Source organism: Pseudomonas mandelii, assembly GCF_900106065.1.
In the GTDB taxonomy this organism is placed as follows: Bacteria; Pseudomonadota; Gammaproteobacteria; order Pseudomonadales; family Pseudomonadaceae; genus Aquipseudomonas; species Aquipseudomonas mandelii.
Window position 1 is genome coordinate 3523204 of record NZ_LT629796.1, and the last position, 25242, is coordinate 3548445.

26 protein-coding genes are annotated in these 25242 nt (G+C 59.5%); 14 read left to right on the plus strand and 12 right to left on the minus strand.

Annotated features, from left to right (window positions below):
* The first annotated feature begins 460 nt into the window (after positions 1-460).
* On the plus strand, positions 461-832 hold the full coding sequence (locus BLU63_RS16220; RefSeq protein ID WP_083375781.1) for a DUF6124 family protein: 372 nt from the start codon (positions 461-463) through the stop codon (positions 830-832).
* Between the two features lie 201 nt (positions 833-1033).
* Positions 1034-1291, plus strand: coding sequence for a hypothetical protein (locus BLU63_RS16225; protein ID WP_083375782.1), 258 nt, complete (start codon positions 1034-1036; stop codon positions 1289-1291).
* Between the two features lie 155 nt (positions 1292-1446).
* On the opposite strand, the gene BLU63_RS16230 is transcribed toward BLU63_RS16225, so the two are convergent.
* The 5 genes from BLU63_RS16230 to norR all read right to left on the minus strand — a co-directional run bounded on the left by BLU63_RS16230 (position 1447) and on the right by norR (position 5991).
* Complete coding sequence (locus BLU63_RS16230; protein ID WP_083377267.1) at positions 1447-2196, minus strand: YkgJ family cysteine cluster protein; 750 nt, start codon at positions 2194-2196, stop codon at positions 1447-1449.
* Between the two features lie 83 nt (positions 2197-2279).
* Complete coding sequence (locus tag BLU63_RS16235; RefSeq protein ID WP_077749378.1) at positions 2280-2606, minus strand: hypothetical protein; 327 nt, start codon at positions 2604-2606, stop codon at positions 2280-2282.
* A 179-nt stretch (positions 2607-2785) separates the two neighbouring features.
* Complete coding sequence (locus BLU63_RS16240) at positions 2786-3244, minus strand: GNAT family N-acetyltransferase (protein ID WP_083377268.1); 459 nt, start codon at positions 3242-3244, stop codon at positions 2786-2788.
* Between the two features lie 27 nt (positions 3245-3271).
* Positions 3272-4174, minus strand: a complete 903-nt coding sequence (locus BLU63_RS16245) for a chemotaxis protein CheV (RefSeq protein ID WP_010458072.1) — start codon at positions 4172-4174, stop codon at positions 3272-3274.
* A gap of 266 nt (positions 4175-4440) precedes the next feature.
* Positions 4441-5991: a nitric oxide reductase transcriptional regulator NorR gene (gene norR, locus BLU63_RS16250; protein WP_083375783.1), complete on the minus strand. Its 1551-nt coding sequence runs from the start codon at positions 5989-5991 to the stop codon at positions 4441-4443.
* A 157-nt stretch (positions 5992-6148) separates the two neighbouring features.
* Here norR and hmpA point away from each other — a divergent pair, with 157 nt between their 5' ends.
* From hmpA to cyoE, 8 genes are all read left to right on the plus strand, one after another.
* Positions 6149-7330, plus strand: coding sequence for an NO-inducible flavohemoprotein (hmpA, locus tag BLU63_RS16255; RefSeq protein WP_010458067.1), 1182 nt, complete (start codon positions 6149-6151; stop codon positions 7328-7330).
* A 249-nt stretch (positions 7331-7579) separates the two neighbouring features.
* Positions 7580-8122 (plus strand): ester cyclase, encoded by a 543-nt coding sequence (locus BLU63_RS16260; protein WP_083375784.1) that lies wholly within the window; start codon positions 7580-7582, stop codon positions 8120-8122.
* 25 nt (positions 8123-8147) lie between these two features.
* Positions 8148-8657 (plus strand): disulfide bond formation protein B, encoded by a 510-nt coding sequence (locus BLU63_RS16265; RefSeq protein WP_042932579.1) that lies wholly within the window; start codon positions 8148-8150, stop codon positions 8655-8657.
* 816 nt (positions 8658-9473) lie between these two features.
* On the plus strand, positions 9474-10418 hold the full coding sequence (gene cyoA / locus BLU63_RS16275) for a ubiquinol oxidase subunit II (RefSeq protein WP_010458061.1): 945 nt from the start codon (positions 9474-9476) through the stop codon (positions 10416-10418).
* Between the two features lie 3 nt (positions 10419-10421).
* Entirely contained in the window at positions 10422-12452 is a 2031-nt protein-coding gene (cyoB, locus tag BLU63_RS16280; RefSeq protein ID WP_010458058.1) for a cytochrome o ubiquinol oxidase subunit I, read from the plus strand.
* 3 nt (positions 12453-12455) lie between these two features.
* Entirely contained in the window at positions 12456-13082 is a 627-nt protein-coding gene (locus tag BLU63_RS16285) for a cytochrome o ubiquinol oxidase subunit III (RefSeq protein ID WP_010458056.1), read from the plus strand.
* Positions 13083-13418: a cytochrome o ubiquinol oxidase subunit IV gene (gene cyoD, locus BLU63_RS16290; RefSeq protein WP_010458054.1), complete on the plus strand. Its 336-nt coding sequence runs from the start codon at positions 13083-13085 to the stop codon at positions 13416-13418.
* An 11-nt stretch (positions 13419-13429) separates the two neighbouring features.
* Entirely contained in the window at positions 13430-14317 is an 888-nt protein-coding gene (gene cyoE / locus BLU63_RS16295; protein ID WP_010458052.1) for a heme o synthase, read from the plus strand.
* 200 nt (positions 14318-14517) lie between these two features.
* Here cyoE and BLU63_RS16300 read toward each other — a convergent pair whose 3' ends face one another.
* Positions 14518-15921 (minus strand): aminotransferase-like domain-containing protein, encoded by a 1404-nt coding sequence (locus BLU63_RS16300; protein ID WP_083375785.1) that lies wholly within the window; start codon positions 15919-15921, stop codon positions 14518-14520.
* A gap of 122 nt (positions 15922-16043) precedes the next feature.
* Between BLU63_RS16300 and BLU63_RS16305 the strand changes: the two genes are divergently transcribed.
* A complete protein-coding gene (locus tag BLU63_RS16305) occupies positions 16044-16538 on the plus strand; it encodes a RidA family protein (RefSeq protein ID WP_042932582.1) in 495 nt (164 codons plus the stop codon).
* 171 nt (positions 16539-16709) lie between these two features.
* Here the strand turns inward: BLU63_RS16305 and BLU63_RS16310 are convergent, their stop codons facing one another.
* The 4 genes from BLU63_RS16310 to BLU63_RS16325 form a co-directional block, all read right to left on the minus strand.
* Positions 16710-17414: a hypothetical protein gene (locus BLU63_RS16310; protein ID WP_010458047.1), complete on the minus strand. Its 705-nt coding sequence runs from the start codon at positions 17412-17414 to the stop codon at positions 16710-16712.
* Between the two features lie 116 nt (positions 17415-17530).
* Positions 17531-18274, minus strand: coding sequence for a DUF72 domain-containing protein (locus BLU63_RS16315; RefSeq protein ID WP_077749370.1), 744 nt, complete (start codon positions 18272-18274; stop codon positions 17531-17533).
* A 60-nt stretch (positions 18275-18334) separates the two neighbouring features.
* Positions 18335-19852: a sensor histidine kinase gene (locus BLU63_RS16320; RefSeq protein ID WP_083375786.1), complete on the minus strand. Its 1518-nt coding sequence runs from the start codon at positions 19850-19852 to the stop codon at positions 18335-18337.
* Entirely contained in the window at positions 19849-20565 is a 717-nt protein-coding gene (locus BLU63_RS16325; RefSeq protein WP_010458041.1) for a response regulator transcription factor, read from the minus strand. Before BLU63_RS16325 ends, BLU63_RS16320 begins: the two co-directional genes overlap by 4 nt.
* Before the next feature lie 152 nt (positions 20566-20717).
* Here BLU63_RS16325 and msrB point away from each other — a divergent pair, with 152 nt between their 5' ends.
* Genes msrB through msrA form a run of 3 tightly spaced genes read left to right on the plus strand, consistent with a single transcriptional unit; the run spans position 20718 to position 23782 of the window.
* Complete coding sequence (gene msrB, locus BLU63_RS16330) at positions 20718-21236, plus strand: peptide-methionine (R)-S-oxide reductase MsrB (RefSeq protein ID WP_042933007.1); 519 nt, start codon at positions 20718-20720, stop codon at positions 21234-21236.
* Positions 21237-21279: 43 nt separating this feature from the next.
* Entirely contained in the window at positions 21280-23043 is a 1764-nt protein-coding gene (locus tag BLU63_RS16335) for a cytochrome c biogenesis protein DipZ (RefSeq protein WP_010458037.1), read from the plus strand.
* 31 nt (positions 23044-23074) lie between these two features.
* Positions 23075-23782 carry a peptide-methionine (S)-S-oxide reductase MsrA gene (gene msrA / locus BLU63_RS16340; protein WP_083375787.1) on the plus strand — a complete coding sequence of 236 codons (708 nt, stop codon included), beginning with the start codon at positions 23075-23077 and terminating at the stop codon, positions 23780-23782.
* 12 nt (positions 23783-23794) lie between these two features.
* Here msrA and BLU63_RS16345 read toward each other — a convergent pair whose 3' ends face one another.
* A complete protein-coding gene (locus BLU63_RS16345) occupies positions 23795-24199 on the minus strand; it encodes a GNAT family N-acetyltransferase (RefSeq protein ID WP_083375788.1) in 405 nt (134 codons plus the stop codon).
* On the minus strand, positions 24196-25209 hold the full coding sequence (locus BLU63_RS16350) for a sensor domain-containing diguanylate cyclase (RefSeq protein ID WP_083375789.1): 1014 nt from the start codon (positions 25207-25209) through the stop codon (positions 24196-24198). Before BLU63_RS16350 ends, BLU63_RS16345 begins: the two co-directional genes overlap by 4 nt.
* Positions 25210-25242 lie beyond the last annotated feature (33 nt).

A 25242-nucleotide genomic window follows, 5' to 3' on the forward strand; every position in this document is an offset into this window, starting at 1 on the left:
TTCCACTGTAGGAGTGAGCCTGCTCGCGATAGCGGTCTGCCAGCCGACCATTTTCTCTCTACTGCCCCCGATTGATCGTTCCCTACGCCCCGCGTGGGAATGCCGCCCGGGACGGTCCGCGATCCATTTTTGTGTGTTGAAAGATGTGTAAAAAACACAGCGTTTTCCCACGCATTTTTCAGGTTGCCGGGTAGGAAGCGTGTTCTCTAACCTTTGGCTGTCGCTGAAAACTCAGCGACCGGGAGTGAGATTCCGGCTGAACAATTGGAAACCAGCGCAAGGCCCCCCATAATTGCCGCCAGCTTATCCGCTGCCTGCAAGTTTTTTATGGCGGCTGTGTGCGGGCAGACTTCGGTCTGGCCGGGTTCCTTTTGCCGGTAATCTCACACCGCACATAGCTGCCACCTCTGCTCCGAGTGAGATCGGAAATTGATGGCTCCAACATCAAAAGGAAATTTGCATGGATAAGTTAATCCCCGATCCACCCATCAACACCACCACACCCCGCGACGAAACCACCCAGGCCGAATCGCTCATCAAAGACCACGAAGCCATGAAGCGCGCGCTCGATTACTACCTTGATCCCCCCGAGCGCTACATCGAAAAACCGCGCCGGCCGAGCACGATGTTTGTGGTCGATCCTGATGTTGATTCTGAAAGTCTGTTGGCCCATGCCTGTGAATCTTTGGCATCAGCGAGTGTGATGAGCAGTGATTTTGCGACGAGTTTGGAGGGGCCGCAGCGGCATACGCTGATGGCGATTCAGCAGGTCATCATGCTGGCGGAGTTGGCGGTGAATCGGGTGTTGGATAGGGTTGAGGTTCCCCGGTAGATAGCGTTCGGTCTGATTGACCGCGTGATCGTTCTTCGCGGGCAAGCCTCGCTCCCACAGGTGCGGGGGTTGCTCGCGATTGGCACAAAACCCGACGGACTCGCTTGCGGCGTGAAGCTTGCGGCTCTGGACACAGGTATACTGCCGCTCTTTCGCGGCTCGCTGACCGGGCCCGACTTTTTGCATCACCCCGGAGCTTTCATGACTTCCCCGACACAACCGCCGGTTGCCGACGCTTTGAGCGACGACCCGGCAGACCTGCCAGACAGCGTCGACTCCAGCGCAGACAGCGAAACCAAAGCCGCGATCCCGGCGTTCAAGTTCCCGTTCAAACCGGGTGATTTGGCCGCTGCGAAGAATGCCAGCCAGCCTTGGTACAAGAATGGCGCGAAGAATGGCCATACCAAGACGCCAGGGGCTGCGCCTCCAGGGACTCGTCGGTCGATGGGTAAGCGCTGAGTTTCAAACGCTGCAGTGCCTGATCAATCGCCTTCGCGAGCAGGCTCGCTCCCACAGTAGATCTCAACAGGACACAGATTTTGTGTACGACGCAGATCAATGGTGGGAGCGAGCCTGCTCGCGAAGGGGCCATAACAGGTTGAACAGCCCTGGAATCAAGCCACCCGCAACGAAATAAACGCATAGTTCACCGGCACTTCCGTCGCCACCATCGCCCCGGCCGCCTGCACTTGCACGGCGATATCTTCCCCTGACACATGAAACTGCCAATCACTGCCTGAGCCCGCCAGCGGCTGCGCGGCAACCTGGTCGATGACCGCGGCAAACGCCTTCATATCCGGCAGATAAGCCGTAAATCCATCCCCCTTCAACGCTGTCGTCCGAATCCCCAGCAGCCCGCAAATCGCATCCTTGGTCTGAATGTCATCGCGATCCGCCTGACGCGAACGCTGGATCAATCCCGCGAGTTCCTGATCCACCAACTTACCCCCGATGATCAAGTCCGGCCCCTGTTCCCACGATTCGGGCGGGCATTCTTTCACTGCGGTGTTCAGCGCAATGTGCGGATTGATTTCCATCGGGTAGATGCGGCACACCAGCGGGCGGCGTTCGTAGATTCGGCAGAGGTTGTCTTCGTCAAGATTCCGGCAGGGACCGACGTTGTAGGCGGCAAAAGTGATCGCCACGTAAGCCTCGGACGTGCCGCTTCGAACCACTGCTGAGCGACGTTCGGCGTGTTCGCGTTGCTGCACGGGAAGGCCCAGGCCGTTGCCGAGGAAACCTTCCACCAACACGATCACCTGACCGCCGTCGGCCGCCCACATGCGGGCTTCGGCCAGGGTCAGGGGCACGTGGTGGTCGTTGCAGCATTTGCCGCAACCTACGCAGGAAAATGTCGTATTCATTGAGCGGCCGGTCGCTTCCGAGGGCATGGAACGGCGCCAGAAAGACACCGCGAAGGCTCGGGTCGAAGCAAGTTATGCGCCAGTCACTGGGTTTTGGCGGTGGGGCGGATGGAGTCCCATTCGGTCACGTAGGCGGTTTTGCTCTTTTTGTTGTAGAGGCACAGTTCGGTGCCTTGCTGGCCTTTCATGTGTTTTTGCGGGTATTGGCCTTGCATCAGGAGCGCGGTGTAGTCGACCCGGTCGTCGAACTGCGCGGCGGTGCCGACGGGTTTGGCGTTTTTCAGGCCGCTGGCTTTGGTGCAGCTGGCGAGCACGGCTTTGTCGTAGGCGGCCCAGGCGTCGGGACTGGAGGCGTGGGCTTGGGGGGCGAGGGCGGTAAGGCAGAGCAAGGTCAGGGTGGCGGTTTTCATGGGTCAGGCATCCTTGGGCATTGAGTTGGCCGAGGGGGGGAGTATGCCTGATGGTATTGGGTTGAATGTGTCGGCCCCATCGCGAGCAGGCTCGCTCCCACAGTAGATCTTCACCAGACACCGATGTTGTGTACGACAAAAAACATTGTGGGAGCGAGCTTGCTCGCGATGGCGGTGTATCAGACTGGGACCAATTCTCGGCGGACTACATACATTCCGGCGCTTTCATACAGCCGCTGCGCCCGAAGGTTGTCTTCCAGTACTTTCAAATCCACATAACCTTCCCGGCGGGCCTGAAACACCTGGAACGCGTGGAGCAGTAATGCGCGGCCAAGCCCGCGTCGCTGTGCCCGTGGGTGCACCATCAACTTCTTGATGTAGGCGCTGGTCCAGCACTGCGCCACGCCGACGATCCCTTCGGCATCTTGAGCGATGAAGCAGAGCGTGGGGTCGTATTCAGGATCGGTTTCAAAACGTCGCTGCCAGATCGCCAATTCCGGCACACGACCACCGCCTTCCAGGTGACCCAGTTCCATCACGTGATGGACGGCTTGGGCGACTTCGGGACGGTACTCGATCAATTCAATGCCGACCGGCCACGTGATTGCGGGCACCGTCTCGGCAAGGTTGCGCCGCATCAGCAAGCAAAAGCGTTCGGTCATGACTCAGTGACCTTGTTCGGCGACGGCCTTCGCCGCTTCGATCAGGCACCGGGTCAGTTCTGGTGAGGAAAACTTGGTCAGCACCGCGTTGGCCCCGGCCAGACGCGCTTTCTCACTGTTCATCGCGCTGTCCAGCGATGTGTGCAGCAACACATAAAGGTGCGAGAAGTCCGGCGTCTCGCGCAGGGTGCGGGTGAAGGCGTAGCCGTCCATCTCCGACATTTCGATGTCCGAGACGATCAGGTTGATCTGCTGCGCCGTGCCTTGCAGGTCCAGCAGGCAGTCGATGGCTTCCTTGGCGCTGCGGGCGGTGTGGCATTGCAGGCCGAGGTTGCGCAAGGTGTGAACCGATTGCTGCAGCGCGACCTGGCTGTCGTCGACCACCAGGATCCGAGCGTTACCCAGCACTTCGGCGTCTTCCATGCTCAGTTCGGTCGGGGCCATTTCGATCTGCGCCGGGGCGATGCCGTGGATGACCTTTTCGATGTCCAGCACTTGCACCAGGGTGCCGTCGACCGAGGTCACGCCGGTGATGTATGAGCGCACACCGCCGGAGCCGAAGGGCGGCGGGCGGATGTCGGTGGTCAGGCAGTGGACGATCTTGCTCACGGCCTGAACGTGCAGGCCCTGTTTGGAGCGGCTGACGTCGGTGACGATCAGGCAGCCACCATTCGGGTCTTCCAGTGGCCGCTCGCCGATGGCGCGGCTGAGGTCGATCACCGACAACGAGGCGCCGCGCAGGGTGGCAATGCCTTTGACGTGTGGGTGCGACTCCGGCAGCTTGGTCAGCGGCGGGCAGGGGATGATTTCGCTGACTTTCAGCAGGTTGATTGCCATCAGCTTGCCGCTGCGCAAGGTAAACAGCAGAAGCGAAAGTGAGTCTGCGCGGGCTTTGGTGGTGGACATAAAAACCTTCTGTGGAAAAAGGTGATGGGCGAGTAAAAAGTCGCCAAAAACTATTGATGCCGGGTTATCGACTTGTTGGGGGCAGGCTTTAGGCTAAATACCCATTCCCGGCCCAACGGCGAACCCTGTGGCGAGGGAGCTTGCTCCCGCTGGAGTGCGAAGCACTCCCGATCAGGTGATGTGTGTTATCAGAATATCCGCATTTTCAGGTTTTGCGGCTGCTTCGCAGCCGAGCGGGAGCAAGCTCCCTCGCCACAGTGGGGGGGTTATTTCATCCCTAGGCGCTTGGCCATCCGCCCGAGGTTCGCCCGATCCAGGCCCAACTCGCGCGCCGCGCTTGCCCAGTTGTCGTGGTGCCGTTCCAGGCAAGCGCTGATCAATTGGCGCTGATAATTTTCGGTAGCCTCTCGCAAATCCCCCGACACCAATGCCATCGGGGCCGCCGCCGGTTGCTCGGCGACCACTTCGATGCTGCCATTGGGCAAATCCAGATCCGCCGCACTCAAACTCAGAATCTTCGGCCGTACCTTGCAGTTACCCAGCGCTTTCAAGGCACTGCGACCAATCAAGTGCTCCAGCTCCCGCACATTCCCCGGCCAGTCGTATGCCAGCAATGCCACTTGCGCGTCGCTGTTCAGGCGCAGGCTGTTAAGGCCCATCCGCGAGCGGTTCTGTTCCAGGAAATAACCGCTGAGCAGCAACACATCGCGCCCGCGATCGCGCAGGGCCGGTACCAGCAGCGGGTATACGCTCAAGCGGTGATAGAAGTCGGCACGGTAGCGGCCGCTGCGCACTTCTTCGGCCAGGTCGCGGTTAGTCGCTGCGATCAGGCGCACGTCCACCTGATGTTCTTTATCCGACCCCAGGCGCTGCAATTGACCGCTTTGCAGCACCCGCAACAACTTGGCCTGCACGGTCAGGGACAGTTCACCGACTTCATCAAGAAACAGCGTGCCGCCATTGGCCAGTTCGAACTTGCCGCGTCGATCGCTGGTGGCGCCGGTGAAGGCGCCGCGCACATGGCCGAACAATTCGCTCTCCACCAGGGTGTCTGGCAGGGCGGCGCAGTTGAGGCTGATGATCGGTTTGTCCGCCCTTGGCGAAGCGGCGTGAATCGCCTGCGCGACCAATTCCTTGCCGACCCCGGTTTCCCCGGTGATCAGCACGGTCAGGTCGCTGCCGCCCACCAGGCTGATCTCTTCCACCAGGCGTTTATGCGTCTTGCTCTGCCCGATCATCTCGCGGTTTTGCTGGCCGCTGGCCTGGCGGTAGACCTCGGCGCGCTGATGCTCGTCTTCGGCGCGATTGGCCAGGCGTTCGATGCGTTCGGCGGCGTTGACGGTGGCCGCCGCGAGGCTGGCGAAGGCTTGCAGGGCGTCCAGTTCGATGGGTTCAAATTTTTCCGGGTCGAGGGCGTCGAGGGTCAGCAAGCCCCAGGGACGCTCGTCGATGAATAACGGGCAGCCCATGCAATCGTGAACTTCCAGATGCTCGTCGAGGCCGTCGACCAGACCGTCGTAAGGGTCCGGCAAGTCGCTGTCGGCGGCGAACCGCGTCGGGCCGTGGCTGCTGAGCAACGCTTCGAAACGCGGGTGCTCGCTGACTTTGAAACGGCGGCCCAGGGTGTCGGTGCTCAACCCGTCGACGGCCAGCGGCACCAGCCACTCGCCATCCAGGCGCAGCAGGGCGGCGGCATCGCAGGGGAGCAGGGCGCGCATGGCTTCGAGCAGGCGTCGATAACGCTCGCCTTCGGGCAGTTCGCGGGACAGGTCGGAGACCAGCGGTAGCAGGGCGGTAAGCAAGGATTTTGCAGTCATAGTGACTCCGTGTAGTCGGGATGACTATAAGCCAGCGTGTGTCGATATGACTACTGTGTTTATAAGTTATTGTTTTTAAAGGGTTAAATAGTTGGCATGGAAAGTGATAACCCTAGGGTCATCAGTTAGCAATCCAAAGTAGCCCAGGAGTCACTTTATGCTTAGCGTTCAAGACCGTGCCATCGTCAAATCCACCGTGCCGTTGCTGGAAAGCGGTGGCGAAGCGCTGATCACTCACTTCTACCGCATGATGCTCTCGGAATACCCGGAAGTGCGCCCGCTGTTCAACCAGGCCCACCAGGCCAGCGGTGATCAGCCGCGCGCCCTGGCCAACGGTGTTCTGATGTACGCGCGCCACATCGACCAGCTCGATCAGTTGGGCGACCTCGTCGCCAAGATCATCAACAAGCACGTGGCCCTGCAAATCCTGCCGGAGCACTACCCGATTGTCGGCACTTGCCTGCTGCGTGCGATCTCCGAAGTGCTGGGCGAAGAAATTGCCACCCCTGAGGTGATGAGTGCCTGGGGCGCGGCCTACGGTCAGTTGGCCGACATCCTGATCGGCGCCGAAACCAGCATTTACGATCAGAAGGAACAGGCCCCCGGTGGCTGGCGCGGGGCGCGGGAATTCATCGTGGCGGCCAAGGTCGAGGAAAGCGCGGAAATCACCTCGTTCTACTTCGAACCTGCCGACAAAGGCGCGATTCTGGCAGCGGAACCGGGCCAGTACATCGGCATGAAACTGATCCTCGATGGCGAAGAGATCCGTCGTAACTACTCGCTGTCGGCGTTGGCCAACAAGGGCCAGTACCGCATCAGCGTCAAGCGTGAAACCGGTGGCCGCGCCTCCAACCACTTGCACGATCAGTTGCACGTTGGTTCGAGCATCCAGCTGTTCCCGCCATCGGGCGAGTTCACCCTGACCGCCAGTGACAAACCGCTGGTGCTGATCAGCGGTGGTGTCGGCATCACCCCAACGCTGGCGATGCTGGAAGCGGCGCTGGCCACCGAACGGCCGGTGCACTTTATCCACTGCGCGCGTAACGGCAGCGTTCATGCATTCCGCGACTGGATCGATGGCTTGGCCGAGCGTCACCCGCAACTCAAACGCTTCTATTGCTACGCCGAAGATGATGGCGTGAGCCCGGCGGCCGACACGGTCGGGCTGTTGAGCCGCGAGCAACTGGGCGAGTGGCTGCCGGAGCAGCGCGATCTGGATGCTTACTTCCTGGGGCCGAAAGGGTTCATGGCGGCAATCAAGCGTCACCTCAAGGCGTTGGGTGTGCCGGAGAAGCAGAGCCGTTACGAGTTCTTTGGGCCGGCTTCGGCATTGGAGTAACTGTTTGCGGCGACTCGGGAGACCGAGTCGCCTGCTTCGCGGGCAAGCCCCGCTCCTACAGGTTTTGTATCGTTGCGCAATCGCGCGAACAACACAAAACCTGCAGGAGCGGGGCTTGCCCGCGATAGACGCGCCGCGGTCCCGATTCGTAAAAATCCCTTAAAAGTTAATCCGTTCTTAACCGGTTTATCGTTTATTCCCCGATGCTGATGATAGGCGCTCGTTCGTTTACATGATCAGGATCGCCCCATGACTCACTTCACCTTCTCCCATCTCGTTCTATCGGCTGCGTTACTGGCCAGCCCTTTCGCGTTCGCCGAATCCGCCTTGCTCCAGCCGCAGACCTTGATCGTCGATCAGAGCCTGCCCAAGGCGCAACGTGATGCGATGGAATTGGCAGCTCGTCGTTACGGTAGTTTCTGGAACAGCGGGGAGGAGGCGTTGGCCAAGGCGGCCTTGTCGGAGCAGTTCATCGACATGACCCCGCCTGAAGGCCGGGTCCAGGGGCCGACCGGGCCGCTGCTGGCGTCGAAGTTTTTCCGCACGGCGGTGCCGGACCTGAGCTGCGAGATCGAGCAAATGATCATTGCTGGCGACCGGGTGGTAGTGCATTTGCACTTTCGCGGTCACTTCACTGGTCCGTTCAAGGCTCTCAAAGGTCAGGGTCAGCGTGTAGACTTCCGGGCAACCGATATCTATCAGATCAAAAGCGGTCGCATCGCGGCCAATTGGCATATCGAAGACAACATCAGCCTGATGCAGCAGCTGCAAGCGCAGCCGCCGGCGAGCTGATCCACGAGCATAAAAGGGAAACGCGATGAGCGAGGAAACAATGCGGTTGGGACGTGAACGGCGCTACCTGGTGTTGCTGGGCATCATCTGCCTGGCGCTGATCGGTGGCGCGCTGTACATGCAAGTTGTGCTGGGCGAGGCGCCGTGCCCGCTGTGCATCCTGCAACGTTACGCGCTGTTGCTGATTGCGCTGTTTGCCTTCATTGGCGCGGCGATGCGCACCCGCCGTAGCATCACGGTGTTTGAAACCCTGGTGGTGATTTTCGCACTGGCCGGTGTCGCGGTGGCCGGGCATCACGTCTACACCCAGTTCTACCCGGCGGTCAGCTGTGGCATCGATGTGCTGCAACCGATTGTCGATGGCCTGCCGCTGGCGAAGATTTTCCCGCTGGGCTTTCAGGTCGACGGTTTCTGCTCCACGCCATACCCGCCGATCCTCGGTTTGTCGCTGGCGCAGTGGGCGCTGGTGGCGTTCGTGCTGATCGTGGTGCTGGTGCCGCTGCTCACTTCGCGTAACCGCAAAGCACTGCGCTGAGGTCATCCGCCACTCGTGCGGATAACGTGAAAAAACGCCCCGGTCCTCATCAAGAGGGCCGGGGCGTTTTGCATTTCAAGGGACAAATAAAAAGTCCGTGATGTGCGACAAGAAAGGGTGCGACACGTGTGCGACATGTTGTCACAGCGTGACTGTCGCAAGGCATTTCAACGGGCAGAGTCGGTGTATGGCTTGGCAACAAAATTGGCCTACTCAGGCGTCTGCCGATTTATTGGCCATCGCACGCAAACAGACAGTTTTAACAGCGGCTGGCAAATCGCCAGAGCCCTTGTCTTGTAGGGGCTAGGGCACCGTCGAAGTGTCTGCGTCAGCCCCGATAGCTGTCTGAACTGCGCCCTGTAGACCTACAAATTTTGGTGTTTTTGTTGAGAATTAATTTCGATAAGATGCCGCACTTTTGCAAAATCCGTTAATGATTGTTGCTGGAATGGATAAAAATTATTTCGGGATGAGACATGGTTTATGAGTCGCTACGTATCTACAATCGCCCGCACTGAATTCCGGCACTGCTCACCTTGAGCAGGAAAACAGGGCGTCGAGGGGCTTGAACGCTTCGTGCGACTCCCAGGTGTCGGAGCCTTCCAACTATCCGCACCAAATGGAATTGGTCTGTAACAAGGCCTTTGACCACGAATTCGAATAAGAACTTACCGCTAGCCCAGGATTTGTCGAACAGCGTCTGACGCGCGACGGGCAGCCCTTATTCAATCCAAGAAAAATGCCAACCCTTGGCAGGGTGAAGTGTTGGCGATCAAAACCCAACTGCATTGCGCAAGCTGCTTTAGAGGTCGTGAGATGAGTAAAAACAGGTACCCCAGACTACTAGGCTTATTGCCGCTGCTCGGCACGTTGTTGCTGTCAGGCTGCAACATGACCTTGCTCAATCCCACGGGCCAGGTCGGCCTGGAACAGCGAAACCTGATCATCACCGCCACGCTGCTGATGCTGTTGGTCGTGGTGCCGGTTATCGTCATGACCTTCCTGTTCGCCTGGAAGTACCGTGCCTCTAACAAGGACGCCATTTACACCCCGAAATGGTCTCACTCGACCAAAATCGAAGTGGCCGTCTGGACCATCCCGGTCCTGATCATCGTTGCCCTGGGTTACATCACCTACATTTCGACCCACGAATTGGACCCGTACCGTCCGATTCAATCCGACGTCAAGCCTGTGACCATCGAAGTGGTCGCGCTGGACTGGAAGTGGCTGTTCATCTACCCGGAACAAGGCATTGCCACGGTCAACAAGATCGTGTTCCCGGCGCACACGCCAATCAACTTCAAGATCACCTCCGACGCCGTGATGAACTCGTTCTTCATCCCGGGCCTGGGCGGCCAGATCTACGCGATGGCGGGCATGCAGACCAAGCTGCACTTGATCGCTGACCGTAACGCTGAAATGGACGGTATCTCCGCCAACTACAGCGGCGCGGGTTTCACCGGTATGAAATTCAAAGCGATCGCAACTTCCCAGGAAGATTTCGACGCCTGGGTAAGTGAAGTCAAAAAGTCACCCAAGCAGCTTGAACAAGTTGAGTACGCAGCCCTTGCCAAGCAGAGCCAGAACAACCCAGTCGAGCTCTACTCCTCGGTGACGCCGAACCTGTTCCAGACCATCGTCGACAAGTACGAAGGCATGAAACCGGGTCCTAAGGTGAAGCACGAGAAGAAAGAGAAAGAAGTGGCCGCTACGCAAGGAATGGACATGAACTCGCATTCAGCTGCCGGGGCAGAGGAGTAAACGATGTTTGGTAAATTAAGTTGGGAAGCGGTCCCGTTCCACGAACCGATCGTGATGATAACCATCGCCATGATCGCGCTCGGTGGTCTGGCACTGTTCGCTGCAATCACCTACTTCAAGAAGTGGACCTACTTGTGGACCGAGTGGCTGACGTCGGTCGACCACAAGAAAATCGGCGTGATGTACATCATCGTCGCCATGGTCATGCTGCTGCGCGGTTTTGCCGACGCCATCATGATGCGTACCCAACTGGCCATGGCCACCGAGGGTTCGCCTGGCTACCTGCCGCCTGAACACTATGACCAGATCTTCACCGCCCACGGTGTGATCATGATCATCTTCATGGCGATGCCATTCTTCACCGGCCTGATGAACCTTGCAGTGCCGCTGCAGATCGGTGCGCGTGACGTTGCCTTCCCGTTCCTGAACTCCCTGAGCTTCTGGCTGCTGGTGTCCGGCGTGGTGCTGATCAACCTGTCCCTGGGCGTCGGCGAATTCGCCAAGACCGGTTGGGTTGCCTATCCGCCGCTGTCGGGCCTGCAATACAGTCCGGGCGTGGGGATGGATTACTACATCTGGGCGCTACAGCTATCGGGTCTGGGGACAACGCTGACGGGGGTCAACTTCCTGGCCACCGTGCTGAAAATGCGTACCCCTGGCATGAAACTGATGGACATGCCGATCTTCACCTGGACCTGCACCTGGGCCAACGTCCTGATCGTGGCTTCGTTCCCGATCCTGACCGCTACCCTGGCACTGCTGACGCTTGACCGTTACATGGATTTCCACATTTTCACCAATGAACTTGGTGGCAATCCAATGATGTACGTCAACCTGTTCTGGGCGTGGGGTCACCCTGAGGTGTACATCCTGATCCTGCCGGCATTCGGCATTTTCTCGGAAGTCATCTCGGCCTTCACCGGCAAGAAACTGTTTGGCCACCACTCGATGATCTACGCTTCCGGCGCGATCTCGGTACTGGGCTTCATGGTTTGGCTGCACCACTTCTTCACCATGGGTTCGGGTGCCAACGTCAACGCCTTCTTCGGCCTGGCGACGATGCTGATTTCGATCCCGACGGGGGTGAAGCTATTCAACTGGCTGTTCACCATTTACCAGGGCCGTCTGCGTTTCACCAGCCAGGTTCTGTGGACCCTGGGCTTCATGGTGACCTTCGCCATCGGCGGCATGACCGGCGTATTGCTGGCCATCCCGGGTGCTGACTTCGTACTGCACAACAGCCTGTTCGTGATCGCGCACTTCCATAACGTGATCATCGGCGGCGCGGTATTCGGCTACATCGCCGGTTTCGCCTTCTACTTCCCGAAAGCGTTCGGCTTCAAGCTGCACGAAGGCTGGGGCAAGGCAGCGTTCTGGTTCTGGATCAGCGGCTTCTTCGTCGCGTTCATGCCGCTCTATGCACTGGGCTTCATGGGCATGACCCGTCGCCTGAACGCCACCACCAACCCTGAGTGGGTGCCGTACCTGTATGTCGCCATGTTCGGTGCGGTGATGATCGCTGTCGGCATCGCCTGCCAACTGATCCAGCTGTACGTCAGTGTGCGTGACCGCAACAAGCCAGAGAACATGTGCGAACACGGTGATCCGTGGAATGCCCACACTCTGGAATGGTCGACCTCGTCGCCACCACCGTTCTACAACTTTGCCGTGCTGCCGAAAGCCGACTGCATCGACCCGTTCACCGAAGCCAAGGAAAACGGTACTGCGTACCGCGCTCCGGCCAAGTACGAGCCGATCCACATGCCGAACAACACCGCCACTGGCGTGGTGATGGGCGCGTTGTTGACCGTGTTCGGTTTCGCGATGATCTGGCACATCTGGTGGCTGGCAATCGCGAGCCTGGCTGGCACTGTCATCTACTTCGTGATCCACGCTGCACGTGACGATCAAGGCTACATGGTGCCGGTCGATGTGATCGAACGCATCGAAGCCGAGCAGCACAAGCGTCTGGTCGCGGCAGGGAAAATCCCGGCCACCGCCACCCGTGTTGAAACCTCGTTGGAACAGGCTTAAACCATGTCGAACTTAGTGACCAATGCTGGACACACCCATGTCGATGGACATGGGCACGATGACCATCACCACGACTCGGGCGAGATGACCGTATACGGTTTCTGGCTCTACCTGATGACCGACTGCATTCTGTTTGCGTCGATCTTCGCGGTGTACGCGGTACTGGTTAACAACGTCGCCGGTGGCCCGTCGGGCCACGACATCTTCGAACTGCCGTACGTGCTGGGCGAAACCGCTCTGCTGTTGTTCAGTTCGATCACCTACGGCTTCGCCATGCTGGCGTTCTACCGGGGCAACAAGAAGCAGGTCCTGGGCTGGTTGGCCATGACCTTCCTGTTCGGTGCCGGCTTCATCGGCATGGAGATCAACGAGTTCCACGTGTTGATCGCCGAAGGCTACGGCCCTAGCCGCAGCGGCTTCCTGTCCGGGTTCTTCACCCTGGTCGGTACCCACGGTCTGCACGTGACCAGCGGTCTGATCTGGATGGCGATCATGATGTATCAGGTCAACAAGCATGGCCTGACGTCGACCAACAAGACCCGCCTGAGCTGCCTGAGCCTGTTCTGGCACTTCCTGGACGTCGTGTGGATCTGCGTATTCACCGTTGTTTACCTGATGGGGACTATGTAAATGGCTAACACACACTCCCATGACAGCCACGACGCCGGCCACGGCAGCGTCAAGTCCTACGCGATCGGCTTCATCCTGTCGGTGATCCTGACCGTCATCCCGTTTGCGCTGGTGATGTACCCGACGCTGCCGAAGTCGATCACCCTGATGATCGTCCTGGCATTCGCCGTGATCCAGGTGCTGGTGCACCTGGTGTACTTCCTGCACCTGGACCGTTCGGCCGCGCAGCGTAACAACGTGATTGCATTTGTTTTCGCCGCGATCGTGATTGTCCTGCTGGTGGGCCTGTCGCTGTGGATCATGTTCAGCATCCACACGTTCATGATGGCGAAGTGAGGTAAGTCCGGATGTCCTTTAAGCACTTTATCCAAATCACCAAACCGGGGATCATTTTCGGTAACGTGCTTTCAGTGGCAGGCGGATTTTTCCTGGCCTCTCAAGGGCATGTCGATCTGGCCATCTTCCTGGCGGCAATGATCGGCACCTCCCTGGTGGTGGCTTCCGGTTGCGTGTTCAACAACTGCATCGACCGCGACATCGACCTGAAGATGGAGCGCACCAAGAACCGCGTACTGGTCCAGGGCCTGATCTCCCTGAAACTGGCGCTGATCTTCGCGACCGTCCTCGGTGTGGCCGGCGTTGCATTGTTGTACAAGGTGGCGAACCCGTTGGCCGCGCTGTTCGCGGTGATCGGTTTCGTCATCTACGTCGGCTTCTACAGCCTGTACCTCAAGCGCAAGTCGGTTCACGGCACGCTGGTGGGCAGTCTGTCGGGTGCGATGCCGCCGGTGATTGGCTACGTAGCCGTGACCAACAACTTCGACATGGCCGCACTGACGTTGCTGGTGATGTTCAGCCTGTGGCAGATGCCGCATTCCTACGCCATCGCGATCTTCCGCTTCAACGATTACCGGGCCGCATCGATTCCGGTGTTGCCCGTGAAGCGCGGGATTCAAGTGGCCAAGCGGCACATCCTGCTCTACATCCTGGCGTTCCTCGTGGCGACCTTGATGCTGACCTTCAGCGGCTACGCCGGCATGAGCTACCTCGCCGTCGCCGCGGCCATGGGCATGTACTGGTTGTACATGGCCTGGACCGGCTACAAGGCAGTCGATGACACGGTCTGGGCACGCAAGCTGTTCGTGTTCTCGATCTTCACCATCACCGCGTTGAGCGTGATGATGTCGCTGGACTTCAAAGTGCCGAGTGAGTTGTTGCTGACTTACGCGCCTTAAGCGCCGGCTGCTGTAAAGAAAAGCCCCGTCTTCGAGAGAAGAGCGGGGCTTTTTGTTGGGTTGCTTTCTGTTGAACCGTGTTGCCCCAATCGCGAGCAGGCTCGCTCCCACACTGGATCGGCGTTGCCGCCTTTTTCGAGCACGACGCTGGGCCCAGTGAGCCTGCTCGCGATGGCCGCAACTCGGTGCATCAGAAAAACTCAGCGATCGAGCAGCCGGAAAAACTGCTCGCGCACCTGCAGGCTATCGCTATGCGCAACATTGAAACGCAGGAAGCTGCTGGCATCGGCGGCCTTGCTCAACAGGGTGCCGGGCGCCAGCACCAGGTCGTGTTCGAGGCCTTTGCCGGCCAGGGTTTCGGCGTGCAGTCCTTCGGGCAACCGAGTCCAGATGAACAGCCCTTCACCCGCTATCGATGACACCGAACATCCCGCCTCTACCAGCCATCTCGTCACGCGACTGCTCGATTCATACAGGCGATCCACCGTGCGCCGGGTGTGTTTGGCGTAGCTGCCGTTACTGAGCATGGTGCAGGTGATCTGCTCCGCCAGTTCCGAGGTCACGCCGCCGCAGGCCATTTTCAAGGTGATTATGCGTGCGGCCAGTTGCGGCGATAGCGCGGTGTAGCTGACCCGGCTGTTGGCGGTCAGGGTCTTGGAGAAACCGGACACGTAACTGACATTGTCCAGACCGCTCGCGGCCAGGCGCGGGGTGCGTCTTTGCTGGATGTCGCCATACAAGTCATCTTCGAGGATGTGGACGCCGTAACGGTGACTCAGCTCCAGCAAGCGATAAACCTGGGCGGCGGAGAACGAGTGTCCGGTCGGGTTGTGCAGCGTGCTGTTGGTCATATACAGCACTGGGCGATGGGCGATCAGTAATTGCTCGAACGCTTCCAGGTCCAGCCCGTCGCAATCGCGGGCGATGGTGATGACCTTGGCGCCGTGCAGCGCCAGGTTGGTGTGCATGTTGAAGTAGCACGGATCGTCGAGCAGCACGGTGTCGCCGGGTTTTATCAACAGGCGCATCAGCAGGTCGATGGCCTGCACGGTATTGGCGGTGGTGATGATCTGCTCCACCGGCACCTCGATGCCGACGGTCGACAGCTTCACGCGCAACGCCTCGCGCAACGGGAGGTAACCACCGACCTCACCGTACTCGCCCATGCGCAGCGCGGTCGCACGAAGGGTGCTGCGCACGGCTTTGAGCAATTCGTCGGCGGGCAGCCACGAGGCGGGCAGAAATCCGCAGCCGGGGCGCAGCGCGCCGTTGTTCAGCAGCAAGGCGCGGCGGACCCGGCTGAGTGTGTCTTGGGGATGCAGGTCCGGGCCAGTTGCATGCTGGGATTGGATGCTTGGGCGGTGAATGTAATGCCCCGAACCCTGGCGTGAAACCACCAACCCCTTGGCCCGCAACCGGTCGAGAGCATCGACCACGGTAGATTTGCCCACCTTCATCAACTCGGACAGCTCGCGAATCGGTGGCAACTTGGCCCCGTTCGGCAGGCCACCCTGGTTGATGGCCAAAGACAGCTGATCGACGATCTGCTGCACCAGCGGCACTCCGGGCTGGAACTCGATGGCGGCGATGACGGCGCGCTGCATTTTACTGGTCTCCCTGGCAGTAAAGTTTGTTGGATCTTATACGAAGTTGCCCTGATCAAGACACGCATCTCTCTCTACCATCATCTGCGCGTATGCATGATTGATTAAGAGGGGGTCGGTTAATGAGTAATCAAATGAGTCGCGACGAACGCTTCCTCGCGATGGCGAAAGAACTTGGCTTTGATATCTACGACGAGAATTCTGCGGGCGGGCATTACGCCCCGGTGGTCCGGCACGATGACGAACTGTACGTCAGCGGGCTGGTGCCGCGAATGAACGGCAAAATTCAATACCCCGGCCGAGTGGGACTGGAACTCAACCTGGCCGATGCCCAAGAGGCTGCGGGTATTAGCGCGATACGCGGGCTTGCCCTGATCCGTGAGGCCATCGGCTCACTGGATAACCTCAAGGCATTGCTGCGCATCACGGTTTACGTGAAATCCACGTTCGATTTTGTGGACCTCAGTGAGGTTGCCAATGGAGCGTCTGACGTCTTCACGCATGTATTGGGTGAGGCCGGTAAACACACCCGAACGACCGTCGGTGTTTACCAGCTGCCGAAAAATGCGCCGATTGAAGTGGACATGATCGCGGCCCTGCATCCGTCAGCGCGATAATTCTTTCGGGCATACCTGCTTTTGTGGCGAGGGAGCTTGCTCCCGCTTGAGTGGGTAGCACTCACAAGAGTCGGCATTGTTGCCACATTTTTTGGGGCCGCTACGCAGCCCGGCGGGACAAGCTCCCTCGCCACAGGTTCCTTGCTGACTGAAAGCTTTCAGGTTGATCGGTTACTGCGCAGCGATGCTGTAACCGTCGAACGCGGTTTGTTGTTGAATAGCAGTGATGATGTTCTTGCGGTTGACCGCTTGTTCGGCCCCGGTATTGTCCAGGAACGTTTCGTTTTCAATGGCCGCGTCTTCACCTTCGCCGACGAAAGTGAAACCGAGGAACTCCAGCGCTTTGCGATCAACGTTCAGGCTCGCACGTGGAGTGCGCAGCGGCAGCGTAACGCTCACGCCATCCTTGCTGATGGTGAACACTTCGAGGTCTTTCTTGGCGCGAGCCACTTTGCTCTTGCCCGTGCTTGGGTTGCTGATGGCCTGGTGAGTCTGGTTCAGCACCTTCAACGCCAGGCCATAGACGATTTCCTGAAACGCCGGGTCTTCCTTGAAGCTGGAAAGAATACGGCTGATCGGGAATTTGCTGCTCAGGTCTTCCAGCGCGGCAATGTCGGACGCTTCAGCGTCTTTCAGTTGTTTGAGTTCGCCCATCAGTTCATAGGCTTTATCGTCGTCGAAGCTGTCGTGCGCCTGGCGAATCGCGGCGCGCAGCTCGCGGATCTGGTCGCTTTCCCGGGTGGATTGAAAAGCGTCCAGGACCATCTCGCTGATGGTCTTGGCCTGTGGCACATGCTGTGAAAGATTGATGGAGTTTTCGTATTCCGCTTTGGACGACAAGGTGACTACGGATTCAGCGGTATTGGAATCGGACATTGAAATTTCACTACTTCTTTTAACTTGGGTTTAGGCGAGAAAGCACAGGGCTTTTTCAGGCCGCCTAATCTATTGGACCTGACCCGAGTTGTCACGGATGAACAGGCGGTTGGTCATCATTTTTGGCGCTGGGATGTCATTCGCTGAAGCTCCAGCGCATTGGCGGTCGCCGCACCACTGGCGGTGTTGTCGAAGATGCACCAGGTGGGAACGCCGTCGGCTTGGGGGTGTAGCGTTCGAGCCAGGTCTTCAAGCCATGGTTTCTCGTAGTTTGAATAGTAGATTCGCGGCGACCCGTGCAATCGGTAGTAGCGGATGCCCGGCCAGGCACCGGGTACATCGCCATTGGGCAGTGGCGAAGGATCGGCTGCCACTTGGCCTATTCGATGCTCCATCAGCAGCGCCTGCGCCTCGGCTGTTTGCCAGCTGACGTGCCTGGGTTCAAACACGGCGAAGCCTGTGTAGCGCGAACGAAAGGTGGCGAAAAAAGTTTCGGCCGTGTTGACGTCAAAGGGCAAGGAGGGCGGAAGCTGGATCAGCAGGCAGCCAAGCTTCTGGCCCAGGTGGATGCATTGCTCAATAAAGTCATCGATCAACTGTTCACCATTCACCAAGCGAGCCTCGTGGGTGATCTGCTTGGGGACTTTGACTGAAAACCTGAAATTCTCCGGCACGCTTTCAGCCCATCGCGCATAGGTTGCCGGGCGGTGTGGTCGATAAAACGAGCTGTTGATTTCCGCGCACATCAGCTGTGCCGCGTACCGTTGCAGGTGAGTGCCTTCGTCGGGAAAAGCACTCCATTGCTCACGGGGCAGGCTCCATCCGGCGCAGCCGATATACAAGGGCGTCGTGGCCGTCATCAACGTTTTCTCGCCTCAGCATCGGGTATCGGGTTCAAAGCTGTGACCGCTGAAACCGGGCTATTTCCCCAGCGAATTCAGGTTCATCGAGCGAACGGCCCATTTTTCGGCTGTTTGTTCATCCACTGGCAAGGAGAAACGGAAAGTCGCCCCCCGTCCCGGAACGTCGATCAACTGAATCTCGCGACCGTGCAGTTGCAGGATCCGATGCACGATGCGCAGCCCCAGCCCGCCATCGCGCCGGGCACCGCCAATGTTGAACGGACGCAGAAACAAACCTTCGCGCAATTCGGGCGCGATGCCGGGGCCGGTGTCGCTGACGGTGACTTCGATAAAGGGCCCTTGAGGTCGCAGGCTCAGTTCGATTTCTCCACCTTGCGGGGTATCGCGCAGGGCATTGTCGAACAGGTTGGTCAGCACACGTTCGATCAGCCCCAGGTCGGCGCAGACGGCCGAGACGTTGGGCGCGAAGTTGGCCTTGAGTTCAATCTGGCGCGCTTCGGCGGTGAGTTCGAACTTCTGGAAGATGTCCTGCACAAGATCGGTCAGGGAGAAACGCTCCAGCACCGGTTGCACGAAACCGTGTTCCAGCCGCACCAGTTCCAGCAGCGATTGCGCCAGGCCGCCAACCTTGCGGCTTTGATCCAGGGCGATGCCCAGATAGCGACGGCGGTCGGCGGGGGACAGCGTGGCGTCCTTGAGCGACAGGGTTTCCAGATAACCGTGCAGCGAGGCCAGCGGTGTGCGCAGGTCGTGGGAGATGTTCGCTACCAATTCGCGGCGTTCCTGATCCTGGCGAGTCAGCGAGCGCCATTGTTCGCCGAGACGGGTTTGCATCTGGCGGAAAGCGGCGTCGAGCACGGCTATTTCATCGTGGCTCGATGCTTTTTCTACCGGGTCCGATGCGGGCGGTGTGGAGGGGACTCCGTCGATGTCGAACTGGCTGACTCGATCGGTCAATCGACGCAACGGTCGGGTGATCAGGGCAAATGCGGCAAGGCCGGCGATCAGGCACAACGACGCCACCAGACCGATAGACAGCAGCGCCGTATTGAGCGCGGCGCTGGTGGCACCGCGTTCGGCGAAGCGGTCGTGTTCTTCACTGAGCAACACCACATAGAGGTAACCTTCCGGCTTGCCGTTGACCTGCAACGGCGCTGCGCTGAACACCTTGCGTCCGTCGACGCTGCGCGGGTCGTCGCCGAGAATCGGCAGCGCCTCGCCCTTGAGCAAGCGCTGGATTGGTGCCAGATCGACCCGATCCCGACGCATCCGGCCTTCGGGGGCGGCGCTGCCGACAATGAGCCCCTCGTTATCAAGCAGATAGACCTCGACACTCGGATTGACCAGCATGAGTTTGCTGAACAATTCGCGCACGGCATTGGGCATCAGGCCATTGGTGTCCATCAGCACAGTGTCGCGGGCGATGTGCTGGGCGAGATCACGCGACAGCCCTTGAACCACCTCCAGTTCGTGCATTTTGTTGGAGCGCACTTGCATCCAGGCCGAGGTGCCACAGCACACCAGCAACAGAATGGCGAACACCAGGGACAGGCGCTGTGTCAGGGTCAGCCTCATGGCTGCTCCTCCTTGGCCGCGAATTTATAGCCTCGACCCCATACCGTGAGGATGCGCGCAGGTTGTGCCGGATCGGCTTCGATCTTGGCCCGCAGACGATTGATGTGGGTGTTGACCGTGTGTTCGTAGCCTTCGTGGCTGTAGCCCCAGACTGCGTTGAGCAGGTCCATCCTCGAGAACACCTTGCCAGGCTGGCGGACGAAGAAATACAGCAGGTCGAACTCTCGCGGGGTCAGGTCCAGGCGACGACCGTCGAGGGACACGTCGCGGGTGATCGGGTCGATGGACAGGCCGTTGGTGATCAGGCTGCCGGCGTCCATTTTCAGGTTGCGGGCCATGGCGTCGACACGGCGCAGCAGGGCTTTGACCCGGGCGACCAGCTCAAGCATTGAAAAAGGCTTGGCCAGGTAATCGTCGGCCCCGAGTTCCAGCCCCAGGATCCGGTGCATTTCACTGGAGCGGGCGCTGGTGATGATGATCGGTGTGTAGCGGGCCATGGCCCGCGCCCGACGGCAGATTTCCAGGCCGTCGACGCCGGGCAACATCAGGTCGAGGATCAGTGCATCCCAGCTTCCTTGCTGCAGCAGTCGCATACCCTCATCACCGTCGGCGCAGTGCACCACCTCGAACTGCTCATCGCGCAGATGCAGGCAGATAAGGTCGGCGATGTGCAGGTCGTCCTCGACCACCAGGACACGTTTGGTCTGTTCCATAAAGCTCAATCCTTTGTAGCGCAATGGGCACATTGTGCGGGTTTTCCCCGGGGCGAGTTATCACGAATTGTTTAACTGTCCGTGAGGATTTGGCGATCAACCCAAGCCTAGGCTGTGTTCCCTATCAGGCACCTGGAATTTTGGAGATGGCCATGTTTTCACGGCGACAGTTTCTTGTAGCGAGCGGCGGGCTGGGCGCTGCAGCCCTGGTGATCGGTGTGTTGCCAAAATTTGCCGCCCATTCGGCGCTGGTCAGCGAGGCCAGTGCGTCGGAGGTGTTCGAGGTGACTCACAGTGACAGCGAATGGCGCGCGATGCTCAGTGCCGAGCAGTACGAAATCCTGCGGGAAGAGGGCACCGAACGGGCCTACAGCAGCCCGTTGAACAACGAGCATCGCGAGGGAATTTTCGCCTGTGCCGGGTGTGATTTGCCGCTGTTCTCATCCGACACGAAGTTTGACAGCCGCACCGGTTGGCCCAGCTTCTGGGCGCCACTGGACAAGGCGGTGGCGACCCGTCAGGACCGTTCCTTCGGCGTGCTGCGCGAAGAAGTCCACTGCCGGCGTTGCGGGGGGCATCTGGGCCACGTCTTCGACGATGGGCCCAAGCCGACCGGCCTGCGTTACTGCATGAACGGTCTGGCGATGACCTTCGAGCCCGGGGCGGCGTGACCCATGGGCACTTCCTTTCACTCATTTATTGCAGGTCGATGCTATGTGGCTTCTGGTTCTCGCGTATCTCGGTGGTGTGCTGACGATTGTCAGCCCGTGCATTCTGCCGGTATTGCCCTTTGTCTTCGCTCGCACCGGGCAGCCGTTTATGAAAAGTGGCTTGCCACTGTTGGCGGGGATGGCGGTGACCTTCGCGCTCGTCGCCTCATTGGCGGCGGTGGGCGGCGGCTGGGTGGTGCAAGTCAATCAGTACGGTCGCTGGCTCGCGTTGCTGTTCGTGGCACTGTTCGGGCTGACGCTGCTGCTGCCTCGATTGGCCGAGCGCCTGACGCGCCCACTGGTGGCGGCCGGCAGCCGACTGTCGGAAGCCGCGGGCGCCGATGCTCGTCCGCGTCCCGGCGCTTCGTTCCTGATCGGCGTCGCCACGGGCCTGCTCTGGGCACCGTGTGCCGGGCCGATTCTCGGCCTGTTGCTGACCGGGGCGGCGCTGCAAGGGGCAAGCATCGCCACCACGTTGCTGTTGCTGGCTTACGCCGCGGGTGCCGCCACTTCCCTCGCCGTGGCGTTGTTGCTGGGCGGTAAAGTCTTCGCGGCGATGAAGCGCTCGATCGGCGCGGGTGAATGGGTCCGTCGAGGTTTGGGCGCGGCGATGTTGGCCGGTGTGGCGGCGATTGCCCTAGGGCTGGACACTGGCATCCTGGCGCGGGTTTCGACGGCTTCCACCGGCGGCCTCGAGCAGGCGTTGGTGGGCCGTTTGGCCGGCAAATCACCGAACAACAGCGGGGCGATGATGGCCGCTGGCGGGGCGATGAAAATGTCAGCAAAAGCGCCAGGCGCATTGCCGATTGAAGGCAACCTCCCGCCGCTGGATGGCGCCGTGCAATGGCTCAATTCGCCTCCACTGACCGCACAGGCATTGAAGGGCAAGGTCGTGCTGGTGGATTTCTGGACTTACTCCTGCATCAACTGCCTGCGCACCTTGCCGTATGTCAAAGCCTGGGCCGAGAAGTACCGCGATCAGGGGCTGGTGGTGATCGGTGTTCATGCGCCCGAATTCGCGTTCGAGCGGGATGTGGGCAATGTCACCAAAGCCATGAAAGACCTGGGCATCAACTACCCGGTGGCGATCGACAATGACTACAAGATCTGGCGTGCCTTCAACAACGAATACTGGCCGGCTCACTATTTTGCCGACGCGCAGGGGCGCATTCGTTATCACCACTTCGGTGAAGGCGAATACGCCGAATCGGAACGCGTCATCCAGCAGTTGCTGCGTGAAGCGGGCGCCTCAAAAGTTGCCGATGGGCTGATCACAGCCGATGCCACCGGGGTTCAACTGGCCCCGGACATGAATGAAGTCCAGTCGCCGGAAACCTATGTCGGCTACCAGCGTGCTGAGCACTTCGTACCGCAAACCGGTCTGGTGCCGGACAAGGTGTCGGCGTACAGCACGCCGGCGCAATTGGCACTCAACGATTGGGGCCTGGACGGTCAATGGAACGTCGGTTCGGAACGGGCGATTTCAAGCGCGCCGGCCAGCCGAATCGTCTACCGCTTCCACGCGCGCGATTTGCACCTGGTACTGGGCCCCGGCGCAGACGGAAAACCGGTGCGCTTCAAAGTGCTGATCGACGGAAAAGCCCCCGGCGATGCCCACGGTACTGACGTCGCCCCCGATGGCAGCGGCAGCGTTACCGAGCAACGGTTGTATCAATTGGTGCGCCAGAACGGCGGCGTGACGGACCGCACTTTCAGCATCGAGTTTCTCGATCCGGGTGTGTCGGCGTATGCGTTTACGTTCGGTTGATCGCCCTATCATTTGTTCAGGAGTCAGACTCATGAAAATCCCGGTTACCTGGCGCCGTACCTTGTTGGGTTTGGCGGCTGCAGGCGTCATTGGCCAATGCTCGGCGTTTTCTTTCGGCGCTGCGGAAGAGGCAGTCATTATCCCGCCGCCTGCCCTGGATGAAACCACCCAGGCCCACAGCGAAACCGCAGTCTTCGCCGGCGGTTGCTTCTGGGGCGTCCAAGGGGTGTTCCAGCACGTCAAAGGCGTGAAAAAAGCCGTCTCCGGTTACGCTGGCGGTGAAGCCAACACCGCCCGGTATGAGCGTGTCAGCGACGGCGATACCGGTCATGCGGAATCGGTCGAAGTCACTTTCGATCCGTCGCAGGTCAGCTACGGCACCTTGCTGCAAATCTATTTCTCAGTGGCGCACAACCCCACCGAGTTGAACCGCCAGGGCCCCGACAGCGGCACGCAGTATCGGTCGGCAATTTTCCCGGCGAACACGGAACAGCAGCGCGTCGCCCAGGCCTACATTGCCCAGCTCGACGCCGCCCATTCGTTCACCAAACCCATTGTCACCAAGCTGGAAACCTACAACGGTTTCTACCCGGCGGAAGAGGAACATCAGGACTTTCTGACCGAGCACCCGACGTATCCATACATCGTGATCAACGACCTGCCGAAAGTCGCGCAGCTGAAGCAGCTGTACCCGGATCGGTATCAGGAGAAACCGGTGCTGGTGAAGGCGGGGATGTGAAGGGCGTTTTGGCTATCGACTGCGCGGGCGCTCCATCGCGATGCTCGACGGTTCAAAACCCAGGCGCGAGCAAAATTCCGAAGCGCCTTCACGGCCTGCGCGCAGAACCCAGGTGATGTCGGTGTTCTCGCCCATGACATGCTCGACCAGCGCCCGGCCAACGCCTTCACGTCGATGCTGCCCGGACACGACAACCATAGACAGATAACCATTGGATAGGCTGTCGGTGATGCCACGGTCAAACCCGACGATCTGGGCATCTTTCACGGCAAGCGCGGTACGTTGGGAGCTGGCGATCAACTGCGCAAAACGTTCAGTTGATCCCAAGCGGTGGGCCCATCCGTTCTGCTCAAGAAACAGCCGCACGGATTCCGCTTCCGAGGGCAGTACATCGCGGACATGCAGGACGGCGCTCACCCGGAAATCACATTCTTGCCCGCCACTTTCGACCGATACAGCGCCTGATCGGCCCTGGCCAGAAGGCCGGTCTGTTGCTCTTCTTCAAAGCGCTGGACCACCCCGAAACTCATGGTCACCTGGAACTCGCCCACAGGCGGCATGCTTGAGAGGCCATGGCGGATTTTTTCGGCGAAGGATCGGGCGTCGGCCAGCGAGGTATTGGGCAGGATGAGGATGAACTCGTCACCGCCCCAGCGTGCCAGTAGATCGCCGTAGCGCACGCAGCGTTTCACGGTCTCGACGACCTGCACCAATGCCGCGTCTCCCAGGGCATGGCCGTAGTGATCGTTGATGTTCTTGAAGTCATCAATGTCCATGGCGATCAATGACAGCGGCTGGCGAAAGCGCTGGGCACGCTCGCATTCCTGAGGCAGGGTTTTTTCCAGGCGATAGCGATTGGCGATCGATGTCAGCGCATCGGTTTCCGCCAGTTTGCGATTTTCTTCCAGTTGAATTTGCAGCTGCTGATTGACCCGCGACAACTCCCGGGTGCGTTCTTCGACGATGGCTTCAAGGGATTGATTGCGCCGTTCCATCTCCTCGAAGAGGCGTTTCTTGTCTTCGATGCTGCGGTGCGCACCGACCATCCGCGCGACCGATCCGTCGGCATTGCGTGCCAGCACGTAGCCGCGATCTTCGATCCAGATATAACTGCCGTCCTGCTTGCGGCAGCGATACTCGGCTTGATAGCCCGCCGTGTGTTGATTCAGGTACGCATCAAACAACGCCATCACCCGCGGGTAATCGTCGGGGTGCATCACGTTTTCCCAGGTAAACACGGTGTTGTCCAGGGAGTGCGGAGCATAGCCGAGCATCACGTACCACCCGGGATTGCGGTAGACGAACCCGGTGTTGGCATTCCAGTCCCAAATGCCGTCACTGACCAGTTCCAGAATGGTGTGCAGCATGTCCTCGTTCAAATCCGACACATTGAATTTCAACGGCTCGATATTTGATGCCTCACCCATCACCGCTCTCCTTGCACTGATATCAAAGTGACC

Bases quoted from the DNA above. Each gene is read 5' to 3' on its own strand.
- BLU63_RS16220 (WP_083375781.1), top strand. From the start codon at position 461: ATGGATAAGTTAATCCCCGATCCACCCATCAACACCACCACACCCCGC.
- BLU63_RS16225 (WP_083375782.1), top strand. From the start codon at position 1,034: ATGACTTCCCCGACACAACCGCCGGTTGCCGACGCTTTGAGCGACGAC.
- BLU63_RS16230 (WP_083377267.1), bottom strand. From the start codon at position 2,196: ATGAATACGACATTTTCCTGCGTAGGTTGCGGCAAATGCTGCAACGAC.
- BLU63_RS16235 (WP_077749378.1), bottom strand. From the start codon at position 2,606: ATGAAAACCGCCACCCTGACCTTGCTCTGCCTTACCGCCCTCGCCCCC.
- BLU63_RS16240 (WP_083377268.1), bottom strand. From the start codon at position 3,244: ATGCGGCGCAACCTTGCCGAGACGGTGCCCGCAATCACGTGGCCGGTC.
- BLU63_RS16245 (WP_010458072.1), bottom strand. From the start codon at position 4,174: ATGTCCACCACCAAAGCCCGCGCAGACTCACTTTCGCTTCTGCTGTTT.
- norR (WP_083375783.1), bottom strand. From the start codon at position 5,991: ATGACTGCAAAATCCTTGCTTACCGCCCTGCTACCGCTGGTCTCCGAC.
- hmpA (WP_010458067.1), top strand. From the start codon at position 6,149: ATGCTTAGCGTTCAAGACCGTGCCATCGTCAAATCCACCGTGCCGTTG.
- BLU63_RS16260 (WP_083375784.1), top strand. From the start codon at position 7,580: ATGACTCACTTCACCTTCTCCCATCTCGTTCTATCGGCTGCGTTACTG.
- BLU63_RS16265 (WP_042932579.1), top strand. From the start codon at position 8,148: ATGAGCGAGGAAACAATGCGGTTGGGACGTGAACGGCGCTACCTGGTG.
- cyoA (WP_010458061.1), top strand. From the start codon at position 9,474: ATGAGTAAAAACAGGTACCCCAGACTACTAGGCTTATTGCCGCTGCTC.
- cyoB (WP_010458058.1), top strand. From the start codon at position 10,422: ATGTTTGGTAAATTAAGTTGGGAAGCGGTCCCGTTCCACGAACCGATC.
- BLU63_RS16285 (WP_010458056.1), top strand. From the start codon at position 12,456: ATGTCGAACTTAGTGACCAATGCTGGACACACCCATGTCGATGGACAT.
- cyoD (WP_010458054.1), top strand. From the start codon at position 13,083: ATGGCTAACACACACTCCCATGACAGCCACGACGCCGGCCACGGCAGC.
- cyoE (WP_010458052.1), top strand. From the start codon at position 13,430: ATGTCCTTTAAGCACTTTATCCAAATCACCAAACCGGGGATCATTTTC.
- BLU63_RS16300 (WP_083375785.1), bottom strand. From the start codon at position 15,921: ATGCAGCGCGCCGTCATCGCCGCCATCGAGTTCCAGCCCGGAGTGCCG.
- BLU63_RS16305 (WP_042932582.1), top strand. From the start codon at position 16,044: ATGAGTAATCAAATGAGTCGCGACGAACGCTTCCTCGCGATGGCGAAA.
- BLU63_RS16310 (WP_010458047.1), bottom strand. From the start codon at position 17,414: ATGTCCGATTCCAATACCGCTGAATCCGTAGTCACCTTGTCGTCCAAA.
- BLU63_RS16315 (WP_077749370.1), bottom strand. From the start codon at position 18,274: ATGACGGCCACGACGCCCTTGTATATCGGCTGCGCCGGATGGAGCCTG.
- BLU63_RS16320 (WP_083375786.1), bottom strand. From the start codon at position 19,852: ATGAGGCTGACCCTGACACAGCGCCTGTCCCTGGTGTTCGCCATTCTG.
- BLU63_RS16325 (WP_010458041.1), bottom strand. From the start codon at position 20,565: ATGGAACAGACCAAACGTGTCCTGGTGGTCGAGGACGACCTGCACATC.
- msrB (WP_042933007.1), top strand. From the start codon at position 20,718: ATGTTTTCACGGCGACAGTTTCTTGTAGCGAGCGGCGGGCTGGGCGCT.
- BLU63_RS16335 (WP_010458037.1), top strand. From the start codon at position 21,280: ATGTGGCTTCTGGTTCTCGCGTATCTCGGTGGTGTGCTGACGATTGTC.
- msrA (WP_083375787.1), top strand. From the start codon at position 23,075: ATGAAAATCCCGGTTACCTGGCGCCGTACCTTGTTGGGTTTGGCGGCT.
- BLU63_RS16350 (WP_083375789.1), bottom strand. From the start codon at position 25,209: ATGGGTGAGGCATCAAATATCGAGCCGTTGAAATTCAATGTGTCGGAT.